The sequence below is a fragment of the Streptomyces sp. HUAS 31 genome (assembly GCF_028198125.1).
Taxonomy (GTDB): domain Bacteria; phylum Actinomycetota; class Actinomycetes; order Streptomycetales; family Streptomycetaceae; genus Streptomyces; species Streptomyces chartreusis.
The window spans coordinates 6,422,405-6,440,152 of record NZ_CP116353.1 but is presented as its reverse complement, the minus strand read 5'-3'; the positions used below and the strand labels follow the sequence as shown (position 1 = coordinate 6,440,152).

Sequence of the window (17,748 nt, the reverse complement as noted above, 5' to 3'; positions counted from 1 at the left end):
GCCGTCACGCCGTGCGCTTGCGTGCAGTCGTCTTCTTCGCCGCCGTCTTCTTGGCGGTGCTCTTGGCCGTGCTCTTGGCAGCCGTCTTCTTCGTGGACCGGTCCGACTTCGACGTCGTCTTCTTGGCCGAGGCCGTCGTCTTCTTCGCGGCGGTCTTCTTGGCGGCGGACGTCGACTTCTTGCCGGCGGTCTGCTTCGGGGCCGCGCGGGCGGACTTGCGCTGCGGCAGGCGTCTGACCTCGGCCTCCTCGGGTTCCTCGCCGCGCGACTCCTTGGCGGCGCGGACGCTGCTCTCCAGGGCCGCCATCAGGTCGAGGACCTTGCCGCCGGTGGCGGGCTCCGGGGCGGCGGGCAGGGCCTCGCCGGCCGCCTTCGCGGCGATGACCTCCTCGACGGCCTCGCGGTACTCGTCGTGCAGATCGTCGAGGTCGACCTCGCCGAGGGTGTCCATCAGGGCGTCCGCGAGGTCGAGCTCCTTGTCCCGGACCGTGACACCGGCGTCCGGCGCGACCCCCTCGGGCGCGCGGACCTCGTCGGGCCAGAGCAGACCGTGCATGGCGATGGCGTCGCCGACGACCCGGAGCATGCCCAGCCGTTCCCGGCCGCGCAGGGCGAACTTGGCGATGGCGACCTTGTTGCTGCGCTTGAGCGCCTCGCGCAGCAGCGTGTACGGCTTGGCTGCCGGGGCGCCGCTCGCGGCGAGGTAGTACGCCGCGTCCATCTGGAGCGGGTCGATGCGGTCGCCCGGGACGAAGGCCACGATCTCGATCGTCTTCGCGGTCGGGATGGGCAGCTGGGCCAGGTCCTCGTCGGTGATGGGGATGATCGAGCCGTCCGCGTCCTCGTACCCCTTGCCGATCTCGGCCTGGCCGACCTCGCGGTCCTCCAGTTCGCAGAACTTGCGATAGCGGATCCGGCCGCCGTCCTCGGTGTGGATCTGGCGGAAGGAGATCGAGTGGCTCTCGGTCGCGTTCACCACCTTGATCGGGATGCTGACCAGGCCGAAGGAGATGGCGCCGTTCCATATGGATCGCACGTTCAGAACCTTTCGAGGCGGTTCAGGCCGATTTCATGTGATTCTCATCGTATGACGCCGATCACAGAGGTGGAGGGGCGGCGCCTCGCGCTCAGCAACCTGGAGAAGGTGCTGTATCCGGCGACCGGGTTCACCAAGGGCGAGGTGCTGCACTACTACGCGACCACCGCCGACGTACTGCTGCCGCATCTGCGGGACCGGCCGGTGTCCTTCCTGCGCTATCCGGACGGTCCGGACGGCCAGGTGTTCTTCACCAAGAACGTCCCGCCCGGCACCCCCGAGTGGGTCACCACCGCCGAGGTCCCCCGGGTCGAGGGGCCGGCGCGCATGGTGTTCGTGCAGGACCTCGCGAGCCTGATGTGGGCCGCCAACCTCGTCACCGAGTTCCATACGCCCCAGTGGGTGATCGACGCGCCCGGCGAGGCCGACCGTCTGGTCTTCGACCTGGACCCGGGCTCACCGGCCACCGTCGTGGAGTGCTGCGAGGTCGCCCTGTGGCTGCGGGAGCGGCTGGCCGCCGACGGCATCGAGGCGTACGCCAAGACGTCGGGCTCGAAGGGCCTCCATCTGGCCGCGACCATCCGCCCGGCCTCCTCCGAACGGGCCACCGAGTACGCCAAGGACCTCGCCGTGGAGGCCGAGAAGGCGCTGCCGCGACTCGCGATCCACCGGATGACCAAGAGCCTGCGGCCCGGGAAGGTCTTCGTCGACTGGAGCCAGAACGCGGCCCGCAAGACGACGGCGACCCCCTACACCCTGCGCGCCCGCCGCGAGCCGACGGTGTCGACGCCGGTCACCTGGGAGGAGGTGGTGGACTGCCGCTCCCCCGACGCCCTGACCTTTTCCGCACCCGACCTGGCACCGCGCCTCCAGGACTACGGCGACCTGCTGGCACCGCTCCTGGACGCGGACCGGGCGGGCACGCTGCCTTGATGGACGGGGACCGGCCCCACTCAGCCCGTCCGGCGTTTGAGGACGAGGCCCGTTCAGGGCCGAAGCGGGGTCCGGGGGCGGCAGCCCCCGCGGACGGTAACCCGGAACCGACTCGCACCGTTCAGCCGGCGGCCAGCCAGACCCGCCGGTCCCGGGCCATCGCGTGCAGCGCCTCCACGTCCGCCGGCTTCAGCACCCCGCCGGCCCGCCTCAGCCCGTCCACCTCGGTGTCCCTGAGCACCCGGACCTCCCGCACCGATGCCGTGATCGCCACGGCGGCCGGGGCGACCAGGACCAGCACGGGACGGACCTCGGCGGTCAGGGCGTAGGACGCCCGGTCGGCGTCGGAGCGCACACGGCGCAGCAGCGGATGGGTCTCACGGCGGCCGAGGGCGACCATGGGGTCCGCGACGGTGACCCTCGCCCTGCGGGCGTACAGCGTGTGCAGCGCGAACAGCCCGCCGGGACCGATCAGCAGGTGATGGATGCGGTCACCGCCGGGCAGCGGCACGGAGTGCAGCGCGTGCCAGCCCGCGCCGTCCAGCCGGTCCAGCGCCTCCCCGACCGTCTGCTCGGCCGTCAGCGCCCGGCGCCGCGGGTCGGGCCGCAGCCGGTGGGAGGGTCCCGGGTCCCGGTCCAGGGCGATCAGCAGGGCCTCGCCGGGACGGTTGGGCGCCAGGTCGTCGTCCGGGTGCAGGGTCAGCCCGGCCAGCTCGGCGGGGGTGGGCACCGGGGGCGGGCCCACCGTCACCGAGCCGGTGATGAAGGGGCCGAGGGCCTCCAGCACATCCTCTCTGCTCGCGTCGCTGAGCAGGTTGATCCGGCCCGCCTCACGGTCGTACCAGGCGAGGTTGCGCCCGTCGGTGAGACAGACGTAGAGCCGTTCCCGGCCGTGCCGCCAGGTCGGTATGACGCGCAGTCCGTTCATGCACCATCACCCCACGACCATGGGAACAGGCGGGGTGCTGCGGGGGCAAGAACCCGGTTACCTTTGAGAGGAGTTGGGCACACCCCTCGCGAGGTGTGGTTGGGGAGGCGCCGTTGCGTACCCGCAGGAAGCAACCCGACGTACCCGCTCCGGACAGCCCCTGGAGCGAGATCGTGCCCGGCCTGTGGATGGGCGGGCACGAGTTCCGGGGCCGCTCGGGGCAACTGGAGTTCGCCGTCGTCAGGGACGAGTTCGATCTCGTGCAGACGCTGCTCAGGCTGCCCGGGCACGGTCCCGATCCCGGCGTGGAGCACCATGTGTGGCCGATCCCGGACGGGCCGCTGGACGGCACCCAGCTCGCCGGGGTGATCCGGCTGGCGGAGGCGGCGTGCGAGGCCGTCGACGCGGGCCGCAGGGTCCTCGTCCGCTGCTACCACGGCTACAACCGCTCGGGGCTCGTCGTCGCCCACGCCCTGGTCCGCCGGAGCCACTCCGCCGAGCAGGCGATCCGGCTGATACGCTCCCGCCGCTCTCCGTGGGCCCTGCACAACGAGCTGTTCGTCGACTACCTCCGGGCCGGACTGTCGACCGCCCGGCTCCTGGAAGAGCTAGCCGAGTAGCCCGTCGCCCGTACGCCCACCGGGTGCGCAAAAAGGACTTCCGTACGAATAGGGTGTACGGGCCGACGACACCCCGAGCCCCAGGAGAACCGTGCCCCGCAGCCGCCTCACGCGCATCGTCGCGCTCAGTGCCCTGGTCGCACTGCTGCTGGCGGCGGCTACGGCCTGCGGTGACGCCGGGGAGCTCCAGGGCGCCGGTCCGACCGAGACCGCCGTCAGCCCGGACAAGCTCTGGCCGAGGCTGACGCCGGCGTCCCGCCCCGCCTATGAGATCGGCGAGGTGAACCGGGAGGCCGTGAAGGGCGTCATGCTCCCCGGCGACGACATCCGTGATGTGAACCCGGTGGCGGTCGTGCGCAAGGAGATGGACAAGAGCCCTGGGGACTACGAGGGCCAGAACGCGCAGTACCGCGAGACCGGCAGGCTGATGGCGCAGTGCGGGGGCGGCGCCGGCCACGGGAAGTGCCCGGTGCTGCGGCCCTACTACCGGGACCTCACCGGCGACGGGCGGCCCGAGCTCACCCTCGGCTTCCGGCTGATGCCCGGCAAGACGACCGCGGTGCGTGTCTACACCGTCGAGAAGCACCGGCTCATGCAGGTGATGAGCTGGGACGACGCCATCAGCAGCGTCGAGCTGGCCGGCCGCTCGGTGATCATCCGTTCGCCGTCCGAGGTCGCCGGGTACGAGTACCGGCTCCAGTGGACCTGGGACGCGGACGAGAAGGCGATGCTGCTCACGCACGACGAGATGCTGCGCACCGGACACCGCAAGAAGACGGCCCATCCGTCCCCTTCGCCGTCCGGTTCCCCCTCCCTCACCCCCTCGGCGAGCACGCCATGAGGCTCGCGCTGCCCCAGTGGGCGGGCACGCTGGCCGTGAAGGCCGCCGTCTTCATCACGGTGATGTGCTGTGCGCTGGCCGCGCTGCTCGGCATCCTCGTGCACGTCTCGGTGACCAACCAGACCGTCGGCCAGGCCCGCGAGCTCGCGCTGTCCCGGCTGGAGGACGCGACGGCGGCGTTCGAGGCCGGAGACCCCACCGGGCCCGGCGTCGAACTCGACCCGCCGGACCTGCCCGAGTCCCTGCGGAGGGTGGCGGTGTCCGGGGAGCGCGGCACCATGGTCGCCGATCACCGCGGCCGGCCCACGATGTGGGCGGCGGGTCCGGCCGACGGCGAGAGGGCCCTCGCGGTCGAGGTGGACTACTCGCAGCAGGCCCGCACCATCGACGGTCTCGACCGGGCGATCGTGTGGTCGTCGGCGCTGGCGATCGGGGTGACGGCGCTGGTGGGCGCGTTCGCGGTGACTCGGGTGACCAGGCGGCTGCACGCCACCGCCCGGGTGGCCCGGCGGATCAGCGCGGGCGACCTGGACGCGCGGGTGGACGACCCCCGTACGAAGGAGGACTCGACGCGGCCGCAGGACGAGGTGGCCGTGGTCGCCGCGGCGCTGGACTCCATGGCCTCCTCGTTGCAGAGCAAGCTGCTCGCCGAGCAGCGGTTCACGGCGGACGTGGCGCACGAGCTGCGCACTCCGCTGACCGGGCTGCACGCGGCGGCCGAGCTGCTGCCGGCGGGGCGGCCGACGGAGCTGGTGCAGGACCGGGTGTCCGCGCTGCGCACTCTGACCGAGGACCTGCTGGAGATCTCGCGGCTGGACAGCGGGCGCGAGCGCTCCGAGCCGGACAGCGAGCCGCTCGCGGCGCTGGCCGAGCGGGTGGTGCGGGCGTCCGGCACCGAGACCGAGGTCGTCGTCCTGCGGGACGTCGTGGTGGAGACGGACCGGCGCCGGCTGGAGCGGGTGCTCGGCAATCTGGTCGCCAACGCGCACAAGCACGGGCGCGGGCCGGTGTCGCTGACGGTGGACGGTCCGCAGGTCACCGTCAGGGATCACGGAGGCGGCTATCCGGAGTACCTCCTCGCGCACGGCCCGCAGCGGTTCCGTACCGAGGGCGGGGCGAAGGGGCACGGCCTGGGGCTGACCATCGCGTTGGGGCAGGCCGAGGTGCTCGGGGCGCGGCTGTCGTTCGGCAACGCGACGGACGGCGGCGCGGTCGCGACGCTCGTCCTGCGATAGGCACCGCCCTTCCCGCGGCAGTTCCGCAGCGCTTCTCCTATGGCCCATTAGGACGAGCGAACGCCCGATCAGCCCCCTAATGTGGCGATTAGTCAGGTTCGTTCCCTTGTCCTGGAGGTACACATGGCACTGCGATCCCGACTCGCGATATCCATAGCCGCCGGCGTCCTCGCCGCCGCGGCCGCCGCAACTCCCGCCGTCGCCGACGACGAGTGGGGTTCCCAGAACGGCGGCTCGACCGGCGAGTCCCAGGGCGGCGACTGGGGCGGGGGCCAAGGAGAAGAAGGGGGCGGCCAGCAAGGCCAGGGAGGAGACGGGGGCGGCCAGCAAGGCCAGGGAGGAGACGGGGGCGGCCAGCAAGGCCAGGGCGGGGACGGGGGCGGCGACTGGGGCGGATCCGGCGGGGACTGGAGCCAAGGCGGCAACCAGAGCCAGCAGTTCACCCGGGGCCGCGTCACCGCGAGCTCGCTGCTGCTGCGCTCCGCGCCGAACCGCGGCAGCCAGGTGATCCGGGTCGTCCACCAGGGGGACATCGTCAGGATCTTCTGCAAGACCGAGGGCGAGAGCGTCCAGGGCAACCGCTTCTGGTACCTGCTCGCGGACGGCACCTGGGCCTGGGGCTCGGCCCGTTTCATCGAGACCCGGCACACGCCGCGCTGGTGCTGATCCATTAGGCACACAAGACGGACTATTTGGGTAAGTTCCGGACATGACCAAGGCCGGAACCACCCTGGTGGCAGCGGACGCTCCCGCTCCCGCCGCACCGCTCCCCCGGCGCCGTGGCATCGAACTGGCCCTCATCGTGGTGGCCGTCCTGCTCTCCGTGTACGGCTACTGCGCGGTCGGCCTCGCCCGTAGCGGCACCGTCCCGCCCGGCGCCGCCGGATACGGCGCCGGGCTCGGTGTGCTCGCGCTGGTCGCACATCTGGCCGTACGCCTGCGCGCCCCGTCCGCGGACCCGCTGCTGCTGCCGATCGGGGTGCTCCTCAACGGCCTCGGCCTGGTGCTGATCTACCGGCTCGACCTGGAGACACCGGGCGACCGGGCTGCGCCCACCCAACTCGTGTGGTCCACGCTGGGAGTGGCGCTGTTCATCGTGGTGGTCCTACTGCTGCGCGACCACCGGGTGCTCCAGCGCTACTCCTACGTCTGTGTGGTCGCCGCGCTCGTCCTGCTCACCCTGCCGATCTTCTTCCCCTCCGTGAACGGCGCCCGCATCTGGATCCGGATCGCCGGATTCTCCATCCAGCCCGGCGAGTTCGCGAAGGTGCTGCTCGCGGTGTTCTTCGCCGCGTACCTGGCCGCCAACCGCAACGCCCTGGCGTACACCGGCCGTCGCGTCCTCGGCATCGAGAAGCTCCAACTGCCCACCGGCCGCGTCCTCGGACCGATCGTCGCGATCTGGCTGCTGAGCGTGGGCGTGCTGGTCCTGGAACGCGACCTGGGCACCTCACTGCTGTTCTTCGGCCTGTTCGTGGTCCTGCTGTACGTCGCCACCGGGCGCACCGGGTGGATCGCCCTCGGCCTGCTGCTCGCGGCGCTCGGCGCGATCGCCGTCGGCGAGTTGGAGCCGCATGTGCACGGCCGGGTCGAGGACTGGCGGCACCCGTTCGCGTCGATCGCCGCGGGCGAGGGCCCCAACCAGCTGTCGCAGTCGCTGTTCGCCTTCGCGGCGGGCGGCACGTTCGGCACCGGACTGGGCCTCGGCCACTCGATCCTGATCGGCTTCGCGGCCAAGTCCGACTTCATCCTGGCGACGGCCGGGGAGGAACTCGGCCTCGCGGGACTGTCCGCGATCTTCATCCTCTACGGCCTGCTGGTGGAGCGCGGCTACCGGGCCGGCCTCGCCCTGCGCGACCCCTTCGGCCGGCTGCTCGCGGTCGGGCTCGCCTCGATCGTGGCGCTCCAGGTGTTCGTGATCGCGGGCGGGGTGACCGGCCTGATCCCGCTGACCGGCATGGCGATGCCGTTCCTGGCGCAGGGCGGCTCGTCGGTCGTCACCAACTGGGCGATCGTGGCGCTGCTGATCCGGGTCAGCGACAAGGCCCGCAGCAGACTCGGCGTGCCCAAGGGCGAGGAGGCCGCCCGATGACCCGGCACATCCGGCACGCCGCGATCTTCTGCGCCCTGCTGCTGGTCGCGCTGCTCGTCAACGCCACCCGCATCCAGGTCATCGAGGCCCCGTCCTACGACGACAACATCGCCAACCGCCGCACCACGATCTCCCGTTACGGCCAGCCCCGCGGCGACATCCTGGTCGACGGCGAACCGGTCACCGGCTCCCACGACACCGGCGAGCACCTGCGCTACGAGCGGACGTACACGAACGGCCCGATGTACGCGCCCGTCACCGGCTTCGCCTCGCAGGAATACGGCACGACGTTCCTGGAGCACGCGCAGGACGGAGTCCTCGCCGGCACGGACCCACTGCTCTCCCCGTTCCCGTGGAGCGGCGCCAACGGCGACCGGAACCCCGGCGGTGACGTCGTCACCACGCTGCGCCGGGCGGCGCAGGAGGCGGCGTACGAGGGGCTCGCGGGCCGCAAGGGCGCGGTGGCGGCGATCGAACCGTCGACGGGTCGCATCCTGGCGCTGGTCTCGGCCCCCTCCTACGACCCGTCCGCCCTGTCCGGGAACGGCGCCTCGGTGACCCGTTCCTGGGCGTCGCTCAACCGCGACGGGGACCGGCCGATGCTGAACCGGGCGGTGCGCAAGACGTACCCGCCGGGCTCGACGTTCAAGGTGGTCACGGCGGCCGCGGCGCTGGACGCGGGGGTGGTCGAGGACCTGGACGAGCCGACCGACTCCCCCGACCCGTACACCCTGCCGGGCACCCGGACCTCGCTGACGAACGAGTCCGAGGGCTGCGAGGACGTTCCGCTGCGCAAGGCGTTCGAGTGGTCCTGCAACACGGTGTTCGCGCGCCTCGGGGTCAGGACGGGCGTGGCCGGGATGGCGCGGACGGCGGACGCCTTCGGCTTCAACGACGCGAACCTGAAGATCCCCTACTCGGTCGCCGAGAGCACCTTCGACTCCGAGGTGGACCGGGCGCAGCTCGCGCTGTCCTCGATCGGGCAGTACAACACCCGCGCCACCCCGCTCCAGATGGCGATGGTCGCGGCGGCCGTGGCCAACGGCGGCCAGGTGCGCTCGCCGTATCTGGTGGAGCGCACGACCCGGGCGGGCGGCTCCACGGTGGCGACGGCCGGGTCCCGCCCGAGCCGGCAGGCGATGCGTCCGTCGACCGCGAGGCTCCTGAAGGAACTGATGGTGGACGTCGTGCGCGAGGGCACCGGCACCAACGCCTGGATCCCGGGCGCGACGGTCGGCGGCAAGACCGGCACGGCCCAGCACGGCCTCGGCAACTCCGGTACGCCGTACGCCTGGTTCGTCTCCTGGGCCAAGGGCGACCGCGATCTGGAGCCCAAGGTGGCGGTCGCGGTGGTGGTGGAGGACGCGGACGCGGACCGCGGGGAGATCAGCGGCGGCGGGGACGCCGCGCCGATCGCCCGCGCGGTGATGGAGGCGGTGCTGAAGTCACCCTCGGGCGACCGCGGTTGACGTCGGCTCCTGGATCAGGGCGGCCGGCAGGGCGACGTAGGCGGTGACGCCCGTGCCCTGGGTGGGGCGGAGCTCGACGTGGGCACCGAGGCGGGCGGCGAGGGCGCCGACGACGTGGTGGCCGAGGAACCGGGTCGGGGCGGTGTGCAGGGAGTCGCCCTTCCCCGCCAGCACGGCGTTGGCCTCGGCCAGGCGCTCCGGTGTCATCCCGATGCCCCGGTCCACCACGGCCAGGCAGTACTCGCTGCCGTCCGGCCAGCCGTGGACCTCGACGGGCTGCTGGGGCGGGCTGAACATCAGCGCGTTCTCCACCAGCTCGGCGATCAGATGGGACAGTTCGGCGACGCTGTGGCCGCGGATGCCGCACTGCCGGACGTCCACGGCGGCCACCCTCCGGTACTGCTCGACCTCGGCGACCGCCGAGCGCACCACGTCCGTGACGGCGACCGTGCCCTTCCAGGACCGGGCCGGCGACTCCTCACCGGCCAGCACCAGCAGGGACTCGGCGTTGCGGCGCATCCGGGTGGCCAGGTGGTCGAGTTCGAAGAGCTCGGCGAGGGCGTCCGGGTCGAGTTCCTGGCTCTCCAGGGTGGTGATCAGGCCGAGCTGTCTGTTGAGCAGGCTCTGGTTGCGGCGGCCGAGGCTGGCCAGCGACTCGGTGCTGGTGCGGCGCAGGACGGCCTGCTGGGCGGCGAGGCCGACGGCGGTGTCCTCCACGTTGCGCAGGGCGGCGGCCAGCCGGCTGATCTCCCGTGCGCCGCCGGGGAGTCGGGTCCGCCCGGCCCCGTCGTCGTGCGGGCTGCCGGGGTCGGCCTCCTGGATCCGCCGGACCGCCTCGGGCAGCCGGGCCCCGGCGACGGCGTCCGCCTCGTCGGCGAGGGCGCCGAGCGGGCGGGTGATGGAGCGGGCCGAGAAGACGGCGAGCGCGACGGCCACGCCCAGGATCAGCACCCCGAGGGCGAGGAACCCGCCGAGCTGCCGTGTGGCGGCGGACCCGGCGTCGGCGGCCCGCGCACGGACGTCGTCACCGACCTCCCGCTGCACGCCGTGCAGATCGTCCACGAGGGTCGTCATGTCGGCCCACCACCGGGCGGGGGCCACGTCGAGAGGGGACCCGTCGGCCCCTCGCCCGGCCCGCGTCTCGTACCCGGCGACCCGGCGTGCGGCGCCCGTGCCGAAGGCGTCGTCGAGCGCGGACTCCTGCTCTCCCCGGGCGAGTTGCCGGAACTGCCCCAGCGCGGCCACCCGGGTGGCGCGGACCTCAGTGAAGTCGAGGTACTCACCGGAGCGAAAGCGCCCCGCCGCGAACACCCCGTTGAGGGAACCGCGTTCGAGCGCGACGGCCTCCGTGGCCCGGGCAAGGGCCTGAAGGGCCTGCACGCCCTGCGCGATACGCCGGTCGCCGTCGGGGACACCGGCCGACTCGGCGTCGACGAGCCTTGTGACGGCCTTGGTGTAGGTGCGCAGGGTGGCGGCGCGCTCGGCGATGCCGGCGTCGACGTGCTCGCGCGTGGCGGCGAGGGCGGCGAGCGGAATGTCGGCTGCACGCAGGGCGGAGACGAGCGGACCGCTCTCGGACTCCAGCGAGGCGCTCAGCGCGTCCCGTGCCCGGTCGGTACGGGCCCGCTGCGCGACGACATCGTCCCGGTACCCCTTCTCACCCCCCAACAGCCCGTTGGTCAGCCCGCGTTCGCGCTGCACCTCCCGGACCAGCCCCTGCACCCTCAGCAGCACCCCGACATGCGCCTCGGTGTCCCGGGCGGCGGAGAAGTCGGCGGCCCGGTCGGCGACGCCTAGCCCGGTGAGAGCGAGCAGCAGACACGTCGGAACGGCCAGCACTATGGCCATACGGCCCCGGATGGAGCTCCAGCCGGGCAGCGCGGAAGGGCGGCGGACGATCGGTCGAAGGGCAGTCAGTACGTTCCCCGTCATGCTCCGTGAAGCTACGGGCGGGCCGGTCAGGGCACGGTTTCCCGCCCGTAAGACAGCGGTACACAGGTACTCACCCGAACCCCGTCGCGGCTGTGAAAGAGGGACATGTGCCCACGTACTGAGACGCCCCCTGGGCCACCGCCGCCAGCCGACCTATCGTTCGGTCCATGCCGACATCCACCACCCCGGACCCCGCCTTCGAACTCGCCCAGGTCAACATCGGCCGTCTCAAGGCCCCATTGGATTCACCGCAGTTGAAGGACTTCGTCGACAACCTCGACCCCGTGAACGCCGACGCCGAGGCCGCGGACGGCTTCGTCTGGCGACTGAAGGACGACTCCGGCGACGCGACGGACGTGCCGGTCTTCGGCGACGAGTGGCTGATCATCAACCTGACGGTGTGGCGCGACACGAACGCCCTGACGGCGTACATGTACCAGGGACGGCACCGCGAGATGCTGGCCCGCCGCCGCGAGTGGTTCGAGCGCGTCCAGGAGGCGATGACGGCCCTGTGGTGGGTCCCCGCCGGCCACCGCCCGACGGTCGCAGAAGCCGAGTCCCGCCTCCTCCACCTCCGCACCAACGGCCCGACCCCGTACGCCTTCACCCTGCGCACGTCGTTCCAGCCGCAGGGGGCACAGCCGGTACCGGGCGACGTCCCGGACGACCTGGGGTGCTCGGTCTAGAACCCTCGGCCCCGGCCGTCGGCCGCCCCGGCCTCGATCGCCTCCTCGACCTCCGCCACCCGCTCCCGCTCCTCCTCCGCGAACCGCTCGGCGTCGAGCTTCTCGGCGATCTCCTCGTCCTGAGCCATCAGCAGATCCAGGTTGGAGTCGCCCATCTCGAACACCCCCATGTCGACATAGGCCTGCTGAAGTCGTTTCCCCCACAGACCGATGTCCTTCACGCACGGGACGATCCGCGAGAACAGCAGCCGCCGGAACAGCTGGAGAAACTCCGAGCGCTCGCTGATCTGCTCCGCCTCGGCCTTCGGGATGCCGAAGTTCTCCAGGACCTCGACGCCCCGCAGCCGGTCGCGCATCAGATAGCAGCCCTCGATGACGAACTCCTCGCGCTCACGCAGTTCGGCATCGGTCAGCTGCTTGTAGTAGTCCCGCAGCGCCATCCGCCCGAAGGCCACGTGCCGCGCCTCGTCCTGCATCACATAGGCCAGGATCTGCTTGGGCAGCGGCTTGGTCGTCGTGTCGCGGATCATCCCGAACGCGGCCAGCGCCAGCCCCTCGATCAGCACCTGCATCCCGAGGTACGGCATGTCCCACCGGCTGTCGCGCAGCGTGTCACCGAGCAGCGACTGGAGGTTGTCGTTGATCGGGTAGAGCATCCCGATCTTCTCGTGCAGGAAACGTCCGTAGATCTCGGCGTGCCGCGCCTCGTCCATCGTCTGCGTCGCCGAGTAGAACTTGGCGTCCATGTCGGGCACCGACTCCACGATCCGCGCCGCACAGATCATCGCGCCCTGCTCACCGTGCAGGAACTGGCTGAACTGCCAGGAGGCGTAGTGCTGCCGCAGCTCGCCCCGCTCGCGCTCGTTCATCTTCGTCCAGTACGGCGTCCCGTAGAGCGCCATGGCCTCTTCCGGTGTGCCGAGCGCGTCGTACGGATCGACCTCCAGGTCCCAGTCGATCCTGCGCTGCCCGTCCCACTGCTTGTCCTTGCCCTTCTGGTACAGGGCCAGGAGCCGCTCGCGCCCGTTGTCGTACTCCCAGCCGAAACGGGCCGAGCCGGCGGCCGGCACCTGCCAGAGAGGTTCTCCCGGATCGTTCGCGTACAGGTCGTATGTCGGCATGTTCGGCAGGCTCACACGTGGTAGACGCGGGGTCAACAAGTCCTGCGCAAGGGATTGACGCCCTTGCTGACAGGCAGTCTCATAAGAGTCGGACGACGTACCCCCGGTAACAGAGGTGAGGGACCGATGACGACCCTGACGGAAGCCGACGCGCTGGACGGCCTGCGCGACGCGCTCGGGCTGCTCAAGGACCGCGAACAGGTGGCAGAACGCCTCCTTGCCTCCTCCGCCAAGCACTCCTTCGACCCCGACAAGGAGTTGGACTGGGAGGCGCCCTTCGAGGAGGGCAAGTGGTTCTGGCCCCCGGAGCTCGTCTCGCTGTACGACACCCCGATGTGGAAGCGGATGAGCGAGGAGCAGCGCATCCTCCTCTCCCAGCACGAGGCAGCCGCGCTGGCCTCGCTGGGCATCTGGTTCGAGATCATCCTGATGCAGCTCCTGGTCCGCCACATCTACGACAAGTCGGCGACGAGCGCCCACGTCCGCTACGCACTCACCGAGATCGAGGACGAGTGCCGCCACTCCAAGATGTTCGCCCGCCTGATCTCCCACGGCGGCACCCCCTGGTACCCCGTGAGCCGGGCCCACCAGCACCTGGGCCGCCTGTTCAAGACGATCTCGACCACCCCGGGTTCCTTCACTGCCACGCTGCTCGGTGAGGAGGTCCTCGACTGGATGCAGCGCCTGACCTTCCCGGACGAGCGCGTACAGACCCTCATCCGCGGCGTCACCCGTATCCACGTGGTCGAGGAGGCCCGCCACGTCCGCTACGCCCGCGAGGAACTCCGCCGCCAGATGCTGACCGCCCCGAGGTGGTCCCAGGAGTTCACCCGCGTCACCTCCGGCGAGTTCGCCCGCGTCTTCTCGGTCGCCTTCGTCAACCCCGAGGTCTACACGAACATCGGCCTCGACAAGCGCGAGGCCCTGGCCCAGGTGAAGGCCAGCGGCCACCGCCGAGAGGTCATGCAGACAGGCGCCAAGCGCCTCACCGACTTCCTGGACGACATAGGCGTACTGCGAGGAGTGGGCCGCCGCCTGTGGAAGTCATCGGGCCTACTGGCGTAGAAGTCCCGGCAGCCGCCACGGCGAAGGGAACGTGCCGAACCCCGGCAGCCGCCACGGCGAAGGGGACGCGACGAACCCCGGCAGCCGCCACGGCGAAGGGGACGCGACGAAGCCCGGCAGCCGCGTACGGCGGCAAGGGGACGCGCCGGGGGGTGTCCGCCCGCAGCGGCGGGCGTCAACGAACAGCACCCTTCCGATGCCGGCCGACCGCCCGACCGAGGACGGACACCCCCCGGCGCGGCCCCGACCCACAACGCACCGCCACGCGCCACGCGCACCCCCCACTCTCCGCCACAGGCCGCCGCAGGCACCCCCGGCCCACCCGCCGGAAGCTACGCTGCTGGTCATGACGCCCTCGGCCCCCACCCCCGCCTACCGTCGCCTCAGCGTCGAGGAGCGCCGCAGCCAACTCCTCGACTCCGCCCTCGGCCTCTTCGCCCACCGCACCCCCGAGGAAGTGTCCCTGGACGACGTGGCAGAAGCGGCCGGCGTCTCACGCCCCCTCGTCTACCGCTACTTCCCCGGCGGCAAGCAACAGCTCTACGAGGCCGCCCTCCGCTCCGCCGCCGAAGAGCTCCAGAACTGCTTCGACGAACCCCGCGACGGCCCCCTCCTCGCCCGTCTCGCCCGCGCCCTCGACCGCTACCTCGCCTTCGTCGACCAGCACGACACCGGATTCAGCGCCCTGCTCCAGGGCGGCAGCGTCGTGGAGACCTCCCGCACCACCGCCATCGTCGACGGCGTACGCCGCGCCGCCGCCGAGCACATCCTCAGCCACCTCGACGTCGCCGACCCCGGCCTCCACCTGCGCATGACCGTGCGGGTGTGGATCACCACGGTCGAGGCGGCCTCCCTGATCTGGCTCGACGAGGGCAAGCAGCCCCCGATGCCGGACCTGCGCGACTGGCTGGTCGACCAGTTCGCGGCGGCGCTCGCCGTGACGGCGGCCCGGGACTCCCAGACGGCCGCCCTGGCGCAGAAGCTCGCCGACGGCCTATAGCCGACACTGGTGCAGTGAAGACCGAAGACACCCCCTTCGAGGGCGGCCCCATGGACGGCCGCGTACTCCCCGTCCTGCTGGGCATCACCAGCCACCCGCCCAAGACGTACCGCATCCCGGTCCCCGACCCGCACGGCGGCCCGCCCACGGTCCTCGTCTATCGCCGCGTACCGCGCACGCAGGGCGCCCGCCCCGGCCTCAGCCGCCGCTGGAAGTACGAGTACGACCCCGAGGGCGGGCAGAGCAGCCGCCTGAAGTGGCCATGGTCCAAGCCAGACACCACGCCGCCCGGCAAGCCGCACGACTCGGACGAGTGACCTCGCTGCGCCGAACCGCGCACATCCGACGCGCGAACCCGGAGTGACCGTCCGATGCTCACGATGCGGAGCGGAGAGCCTGCCCGCATCGGAGGTGATGACGTGTCAGGAAGGCTTCTGCGTCTGGTGTGTACGGCGGCGGCCGCGACGGCCGTCACCCTCCTCGCCCCGACACCCACACTGGCGACTCCACGAATCCTCCAGGCACCCCCGACCCTCCAGCCCCCCAAAGCCCCCACGGCCCCCGCACCACTCAGCCCCCGCGAACCCCTCGAACCCCAGGAGCGCTCCACCGCAGACCTCCTGACGGAACTTCAGCAGCTGTACCGGGAGACCGAGCAGGCCACGGAGACCTACAACGCCACCGCGGAGAAGCTGCGGGGGCAGCGCACCGAGGTGGCCCGCCTGGACACCGCCCTGGCCCGCGCCCGCCTGTCCCTGCACGACAGCAGGGGCGCGGCCGGCCGGCTGGCCAGGCAGCAGTACCAGAACACCACCGACATCTCCCCGTACGTCCGGCTGCTGCTGGCCGCCGACCCGCAGCACGCCCTCGACCAGGGCCATGTCATCGGCCGCCTGGCCCGCGAGCGCGCCGAGACGGTCGGCCGACTGACCGGCAGCGAACGCGAGGCCGCCGATCTGGCCCGCAAGGCCCGCGAGGCCCTCGACAGCCAACTCGTCCTCGCCGAACGACAGAAGAAGGACCGCGATGCCGTCCTGAAGAAGCTGCGCAGAGTGGAGGAACTCCTGGCCTCCCTCACTCCCGCGCAGCTCGCCGCGCTGGCCCAGCTGGAGAACGAGGACACGGCCGAGGCGCAGCAGGCGTTCCTCGCCTCGGGCGCCCTCGCCCAGGACGACCAGAAGCCGTCCTCCGAGGGCGCCCGGGCGATCCGCTACGCGAAACGACAGCTCGGGAAGCCGTACAAGTGGGGCGCGGAGGGCCCGAAGTCGTACGACTGCTCGGGACTGACGTCAAAGGCGTGGGCCCATGCCGGGACGCGCATCCCGCGCACCAGCCAGGAGCAGTGGGCGCGGCTGGACCACGTCCCGCTGACCGAGCTGCGCCCCGGCGACCTGGTCATCTACTTCCCGGACGCCACGCACGTGGCCCTGTACGTGGGCAAGGGCGAGGTGGTCCAGGCCCCGCGCACCGGGGAGAAGATCAAGATCTCCCCGATCGCGTCCCACCCGGTCCTGGGCGCCGTACGCCCGCAGGTCAAGCCCCGGCCACCTCACCGAGATAAGCCGCGGTCTTCTCCGGCTCATAGAAGTAGTTCTCGAAGTCAGCCGGGTCGTTGAACCCGTTGGCGAACCGGTCGGCGACCGGCTGGAGCTGGCCGGCGGCGCCGATCAGGTTCAGGATGTGCTCCGGCGGCGGCGCCAGCATGGCGTTGGTCCACTTGGTGACGTGCTGCGCGGTGTCCCAGTAGCGGTCGAACGTGGCGTGCATCCAGGTCTCGTCGAACTCCTTGTCCCCGTGCTCCAGGATCGAGGCGAGGTAGGCGGCGGCGCACTTGGACGCGGAGTTGGAACCCTGGCCGGTGATGGGGTCGTTGGCGACGACGACGTCCGCGACGCCGAGCACGAGCCCGCCGCCGGGGAGCCGGCCGATCGGGTTGCGCACGGTCGGCGCGTACCGCCCGCTGAGCGTGCCGCCGGCGTCCGTGAGTTCGACCTTGGTGGCCCGGGCGTACTCCCAGGGCACGTACCGCTCCATGAGTCCCAGGGTCAGGGAGAGGTGTTCGGCCGGGTCCTTCACGCCGTCGAAGACGTCGAGCGGACCGCCGGGTATGCCCTCCCAGAACAGGATGTCCGCGCGTCCGGAGGTCGTCAGGCACGGCATGACGAAGAGCTCGCCGACGCCGGGGACGAGGTTGCAGCGCACACCCTCGGTGTCCGGGTGCTCCGGACGCGGGCCGAGGCCGTGGACGTACGACACGGCCAGCGCGCGCTGCGGCTCGCTGTACGGGGAGCGCCGCGCGTCCCGCTCGAACATCTGGACGAGCTCACCCTTGCCGGCCGACACCAGCACCAGGTCGTACGTCCGGGAGAAGTAGTCGAGGTCGCCGACCGCCGCGCCGTGGATGACCAGCTGGCCGCCGCGCTGGGCGAAGGTCTCCATCCAGCCGGCCATCTTCACGCGCTGGTCGACGGACTGCGCGAACGCGTCGAAGCGCCCGAGCCAGTCGATCGCGCGGGCCGCGGGACCCTCGCTCCAGGAGCCGGGGGCCGCGACCGATACGCCGAGCCCTTCGATCTTCGGGGCCTGGGACTCCCAGAAGTTCAGCTGGAGGTCGCGCTCGTGCTGGAGCGCCGTGTGGAACATGCACTGCGTGGACATGACCCGGCCGGAGCGGATCTCGTCCGCCGTCCGGTTGGACATCAGGGTGACCTCGTACCCGTTCGACTGGAGTCCGAGGGCGATCTGGAGTCCGGCCTGGCCGGCTCCGACGACGAGTATCTTCCGCATGCG

The 17,748-nt window shown here is 71.6% G+C and carries 17 protein-coding genes; 12 read left to right on the top strand and 5 right to left on the bottom strand.

Annotated elements, in window-relative coordinates:
- Positions 1 to 4: 4 nt before the first annotated feature.
- Positions 5 to 1,036 (bottom strand): non-homologous end joining protein Ku, encoded by a 1,032-nt coding sequence (gene ku / locus PGH47_RS28830; RefSeq protein WP_271665809.1) that lies wholly within the window; start codon positions 1,034 to 1,036, stop codon positions 5 to 7.
- Between the two features lie 51 nt (positions 1,037 to 1,087).
- Between ku and ligD the strand changes: the two genes are divergently transcribed.
- The gene (ligD, locus tag PGH47_RS28825) at positions 1,088 to 1,969 is read left to right on the top strand and encodes a non-homologous end-joining DNA ligase (protein WP_125529981.1); all 882 of its coding nucleotides are present in this window, start codon (positions 1,088 to 1,090) and stop codon (positions 1,967 to 1,969) included.
- Positions 1,970 to 2,090: 121 nt separating this feature from the next.
- On the opposite strand, the gene PGH47_RS28820 is transcribed toward ligD, so the two are convergent.
- The gene (locus PGH47_RS28820) at positions 2,091 to 2,897 is read right to left on the bottom strand and encodes a nuclease-related domain-containing protein (RefSeq protein WP_271665808.1); all 807 of its coding nucleotides are present in this window, start codon (positions 2,895 to 2,897) and stop codon (positions 2,091 to 2,093) included.
- A gap of 113 nt (positions 2,898 to 3,010) precedes the next feature.
- Here PGH47_RS28820 and PGH47_RS28815 point away from each other — a divergent pair, with 113 nt between their 5' ends.
- The 6 genes from PGH47_RS28815 to PGH47_RS28790 all read left to right on the top strand — a co-directional run bounded on the left by PGH47_RS28815 (position 3,011) and on the right by PGH47_RS28790 (position 9,154).
- A complete protein-coding gene (locus PGH47_RS28815; RefSeq protein WP_271665807.1) occupies positions 3,011 to 3,517 on the top strand; it encodes a protein-tyrosine phosphatase family protein in 507 nt (168 codons plus the stop codon).
- A 91-nt stretch (positions 3,518 to 3,608) separates the two neighbouring features.
- The gene (locus PGH47_RS28810) at positions 3,609 to 4,358 is read left to right on the top strand and encodes a hypothetical protein (RefSeq protein ID WP_271665806.1); all 750 of its coding nucleotides are present in this window, start codon (positions 3,609 to 3,611) and stop codon (positions 4,356 to 4,358) included.
- Positions 4,355 to 5,593 carry a sensor histidine kinase gene (locus PGH47_RS28805; protein WP_271665805.1) on the top strand — a complete coding sequence of 413 codons (1,239 nt, stop codon included), beginning with the start codon at positions 4,355 to 4,357 and terminating at the stop codon, positions 5,591 to 5,593. The genes PGH47_RS28810 and PGH47_RS28805 overlap by 4 nt, the downstream gene beginning before the upstream one ends.
- 123 nt (positions 5,594 to 5,716) lie before the next feature.
- Entirely contained in the window at positions 5,717 to 6,259 is a 543-nt protein-coding gene (locus tag PGH47_RS28800; protein WP_271665804.1) for an SH3 domain-containing protein, read from the top strand.
- 43 nt (positions 6,260 to 6,302) lie between these two features.
- Complete coding sequence (locus PGH47_RS28795; RefSeq protein ID WP_107902857.1) at positions 6,303 to 7,685, top strand: FtsW/RodA/SpoVE family cell cycle protein; 1,383 nt, start codon at positions 6,303 to 6,305, stop codon at positions 7,683 to 7,685.
- A complete protein-coding gene (locus PGH47_RS28790) occupies positions 7,682 to 9,154 on the top strand; it encodes a penicillin-binding transpeptidase domain-containing protein (RefSeq protein ID WP_271665803.1) in 1,473 nt (490 codons plus the stop codon). Before PGH47_RS28795 ends, PGH47_RS28790 begins: the two co-directional genes overlap by 4 nt.
- Here PGH47_RS28790 and PGH47_RS28785 read toward each other — a convergent pair.
- Positions 9,131 to 11,086, bottom strand: a complete 1,956-nt coding sequence (locus tag PGH47_RS28785; RefSeq protein ID WP_271665802.1) for a sensor histidine kinase — start codon at positions 11,084 to 11,086, stop codon at positions 9,131 to 9,133. The genes PGH47_RS28790 and PGH47_RS28785 overlap by 24 nt on opposite strands.
- A gap of 167 nt (positions 11,087 to 11,253) precedes the next feature.
- Here PGH47_RS28785 and PGH47_RS28780 point away from each other — a divergent pair, with 167 nt between their 5' ends.
- The gene (locus PGH47_RS28780) at positions 11,254 to 11,772 is read left to right on the top strand and encodes a DUF3291 domain-containing protein (protein WP_271665801.1); all 519 of its coding nucleotides are present in this window, start codon (positions 11,254 to 11,256) and stop codon (positions 11,770 to 11,772) included.
- On the opposite strand, the gene PGH47_RS28775 is transcribed toward PGH47_RS28780, so the two are convergent.
- A complete protein-coding gene (locus PGH47_RS28775) occupies positions 11,769 to 12,893 on the bottom strand; it encodes a ferritin-like domain-containing protein (RefSeq protein WP_271665800.1) in 1,125 nt (374 codons plus the stop codon). The two genes, PGH47_RS28780 and PGH47_RS28775, sit on opposite strands and share 4 nt — an antisense overlap.
- Before the next feature lie 126 nt (positions 12,894 to 13,019).
- On the opposite strand from PGH47_RS28775, the gene PGH47_RS28770 reads away from it, so the two are divergent.
- The 4 genes from PGH47_RS28770 (at position 13,020) to PGH47_RS28755 (ending at position 16,574) form a co-directional block, all read left to right on the top strand.
- Entirely contained in the window at positions 13,020 to 13,958 is a 939-nt protein-coding gene (locus PGH47_RS28770) for an AurF N-oxygenase family protein (protein ID WP_093747272.1), read from the top strand.
- A gap of 346 nt (positions 13,959 to 14,304) precedes the next feature.
- The gene (locus tag PGH47_RS28765) at positions 14,305 to 14,958 is read left to right on the top strand and encodes a TetR/AcrR family transcriptional regulator (protein ID WP_271665799.1); all 654 of its coding nucleotides are present in this window, start codon (positions 14,305 to 14,307) and stop codon (positions 14,956 to 14,958) included.
- A 14-nt stretch (positions 14,959 to 14,972) separates the two neighbouring features.
- Entirely contained in the window at positions 14,973 to 15,275 is a 303-nt protein-coding gene (locus PGH47_RS28760; protein WP_271665798.1) for a hypothetical protein, read from the top strand.
- A 102-nt stretch (positions 15,276 to 15,377) separates the two neighbouring features.
- A complete protein-coding gene (locus PGH47_RS28755) occupies positions 15,378 to 16,574 on the top strand; it encodes a C40 family peptidase (RefSeq protein ID WP_271665797.1) in 1,197 nt (398 codons plus the stop codon).
- Here the strand turns inward: PGH47_RS28755 and PGH47_RS28750 are convergent.
- Complete coding sequence (locus tag PGH47_RS28750) at positions 16,492 to 17,745, bottom strand: styrene monooxygenase/indole monooxygenase family protein (protein ID WP_271665796.1); 1,254 nt, start codon at positions 17,743 to 17,745, stop codon at positions 16,492 to 16,494. The genes PGH47_RS28755 and PGH47_RS28750 overlap by 83 nt on opposite strands.
- Between the last annotated feature and the right edge of the window lie 3 nt (positions 17,746 to 17,748).

Coding starts and splice junctions, on each gene's coding strand:
- PGH47_RS28805 (WP_271665805.1), top strand. CDS start 4,355: ATGAGGCTCGCGCTGCCCCAGTGGGCGGGCACGCTGGCCGTGAAGGCC.
- PGH47_RS28775 (WP_271665800.1), bottom strand. CDS start 12,893: ATGCCGACATACGACCTGTACGCGAACGATCCGGGAGAACCTCTCTGG.
- PGH47_RS28795 (WP_107902857.1), top strand. CDS start 6,303: ATGACCAAGGCCGGAACCACCCTGGTGGCAGCGGACGCTCCCGCTCCC.
- PGH47_RS28820 (WP_271665808.1), bottom strand. CDS start 2,897: ATGAACGGACTGCGCGTCATACCGACCTGGCGGCACGGCCGGGAACGG.
- PGH47_RS28800 (WP_271665804.1), top strand. CDS start 5,717: ATGGCACTGCGATCCCGACTCGCGATATCCATAGCCGCCGGCGTCCTC.
- PGH47_RS28765 (WP_271665799.1), top strand. CDS start 14,305: ATGACGCCCTCGGCCCCCACCCCCGCCTACCGTCGCCTCAGCGTCGAG.
- PGH47_RS28790 (WP_271665803.1), top strand. CDS start 7,682: ATGACCCGGCACATCCGGCACGCCGCGATCTTCTGCGCCCTGCTGCTG.
- PGH47_RS28770 (WP_093747272.1), top strand. CDS start 13,020: ATGACGACCCTGACGGAAGCCGACGCGCTGGACGGCCTGCGCGACGCG.
- ligD (WP_125529981.1), top strand. CDS start 1,088: ATGACGCCGATCACAGAGGTGGAGGGGCGGCGCCTCGCGCTCAGCAAC.
- PGH47_RS28750 (WP_271665796.1), bottom strand. CDS start 17,745: ATGCGGAAGATACTCGTCGTCGGAGCCGGCCAGGCCGGACTCCAGATC.
- PGH47_RS28780 (WP_271665801.1), top strand. CDS start 11,254: ATGCCGACATCCACCACCCCGGACCCCGCCTTCGAACTCGCCCAGGTC.
- PGH47_RS28785 (WP_271665802.1), bottom strand. CDS start 11,086: ATGACGGGGAACGTACTGACTGCCCTTCGACCGATCGTCCGCCGCCCT.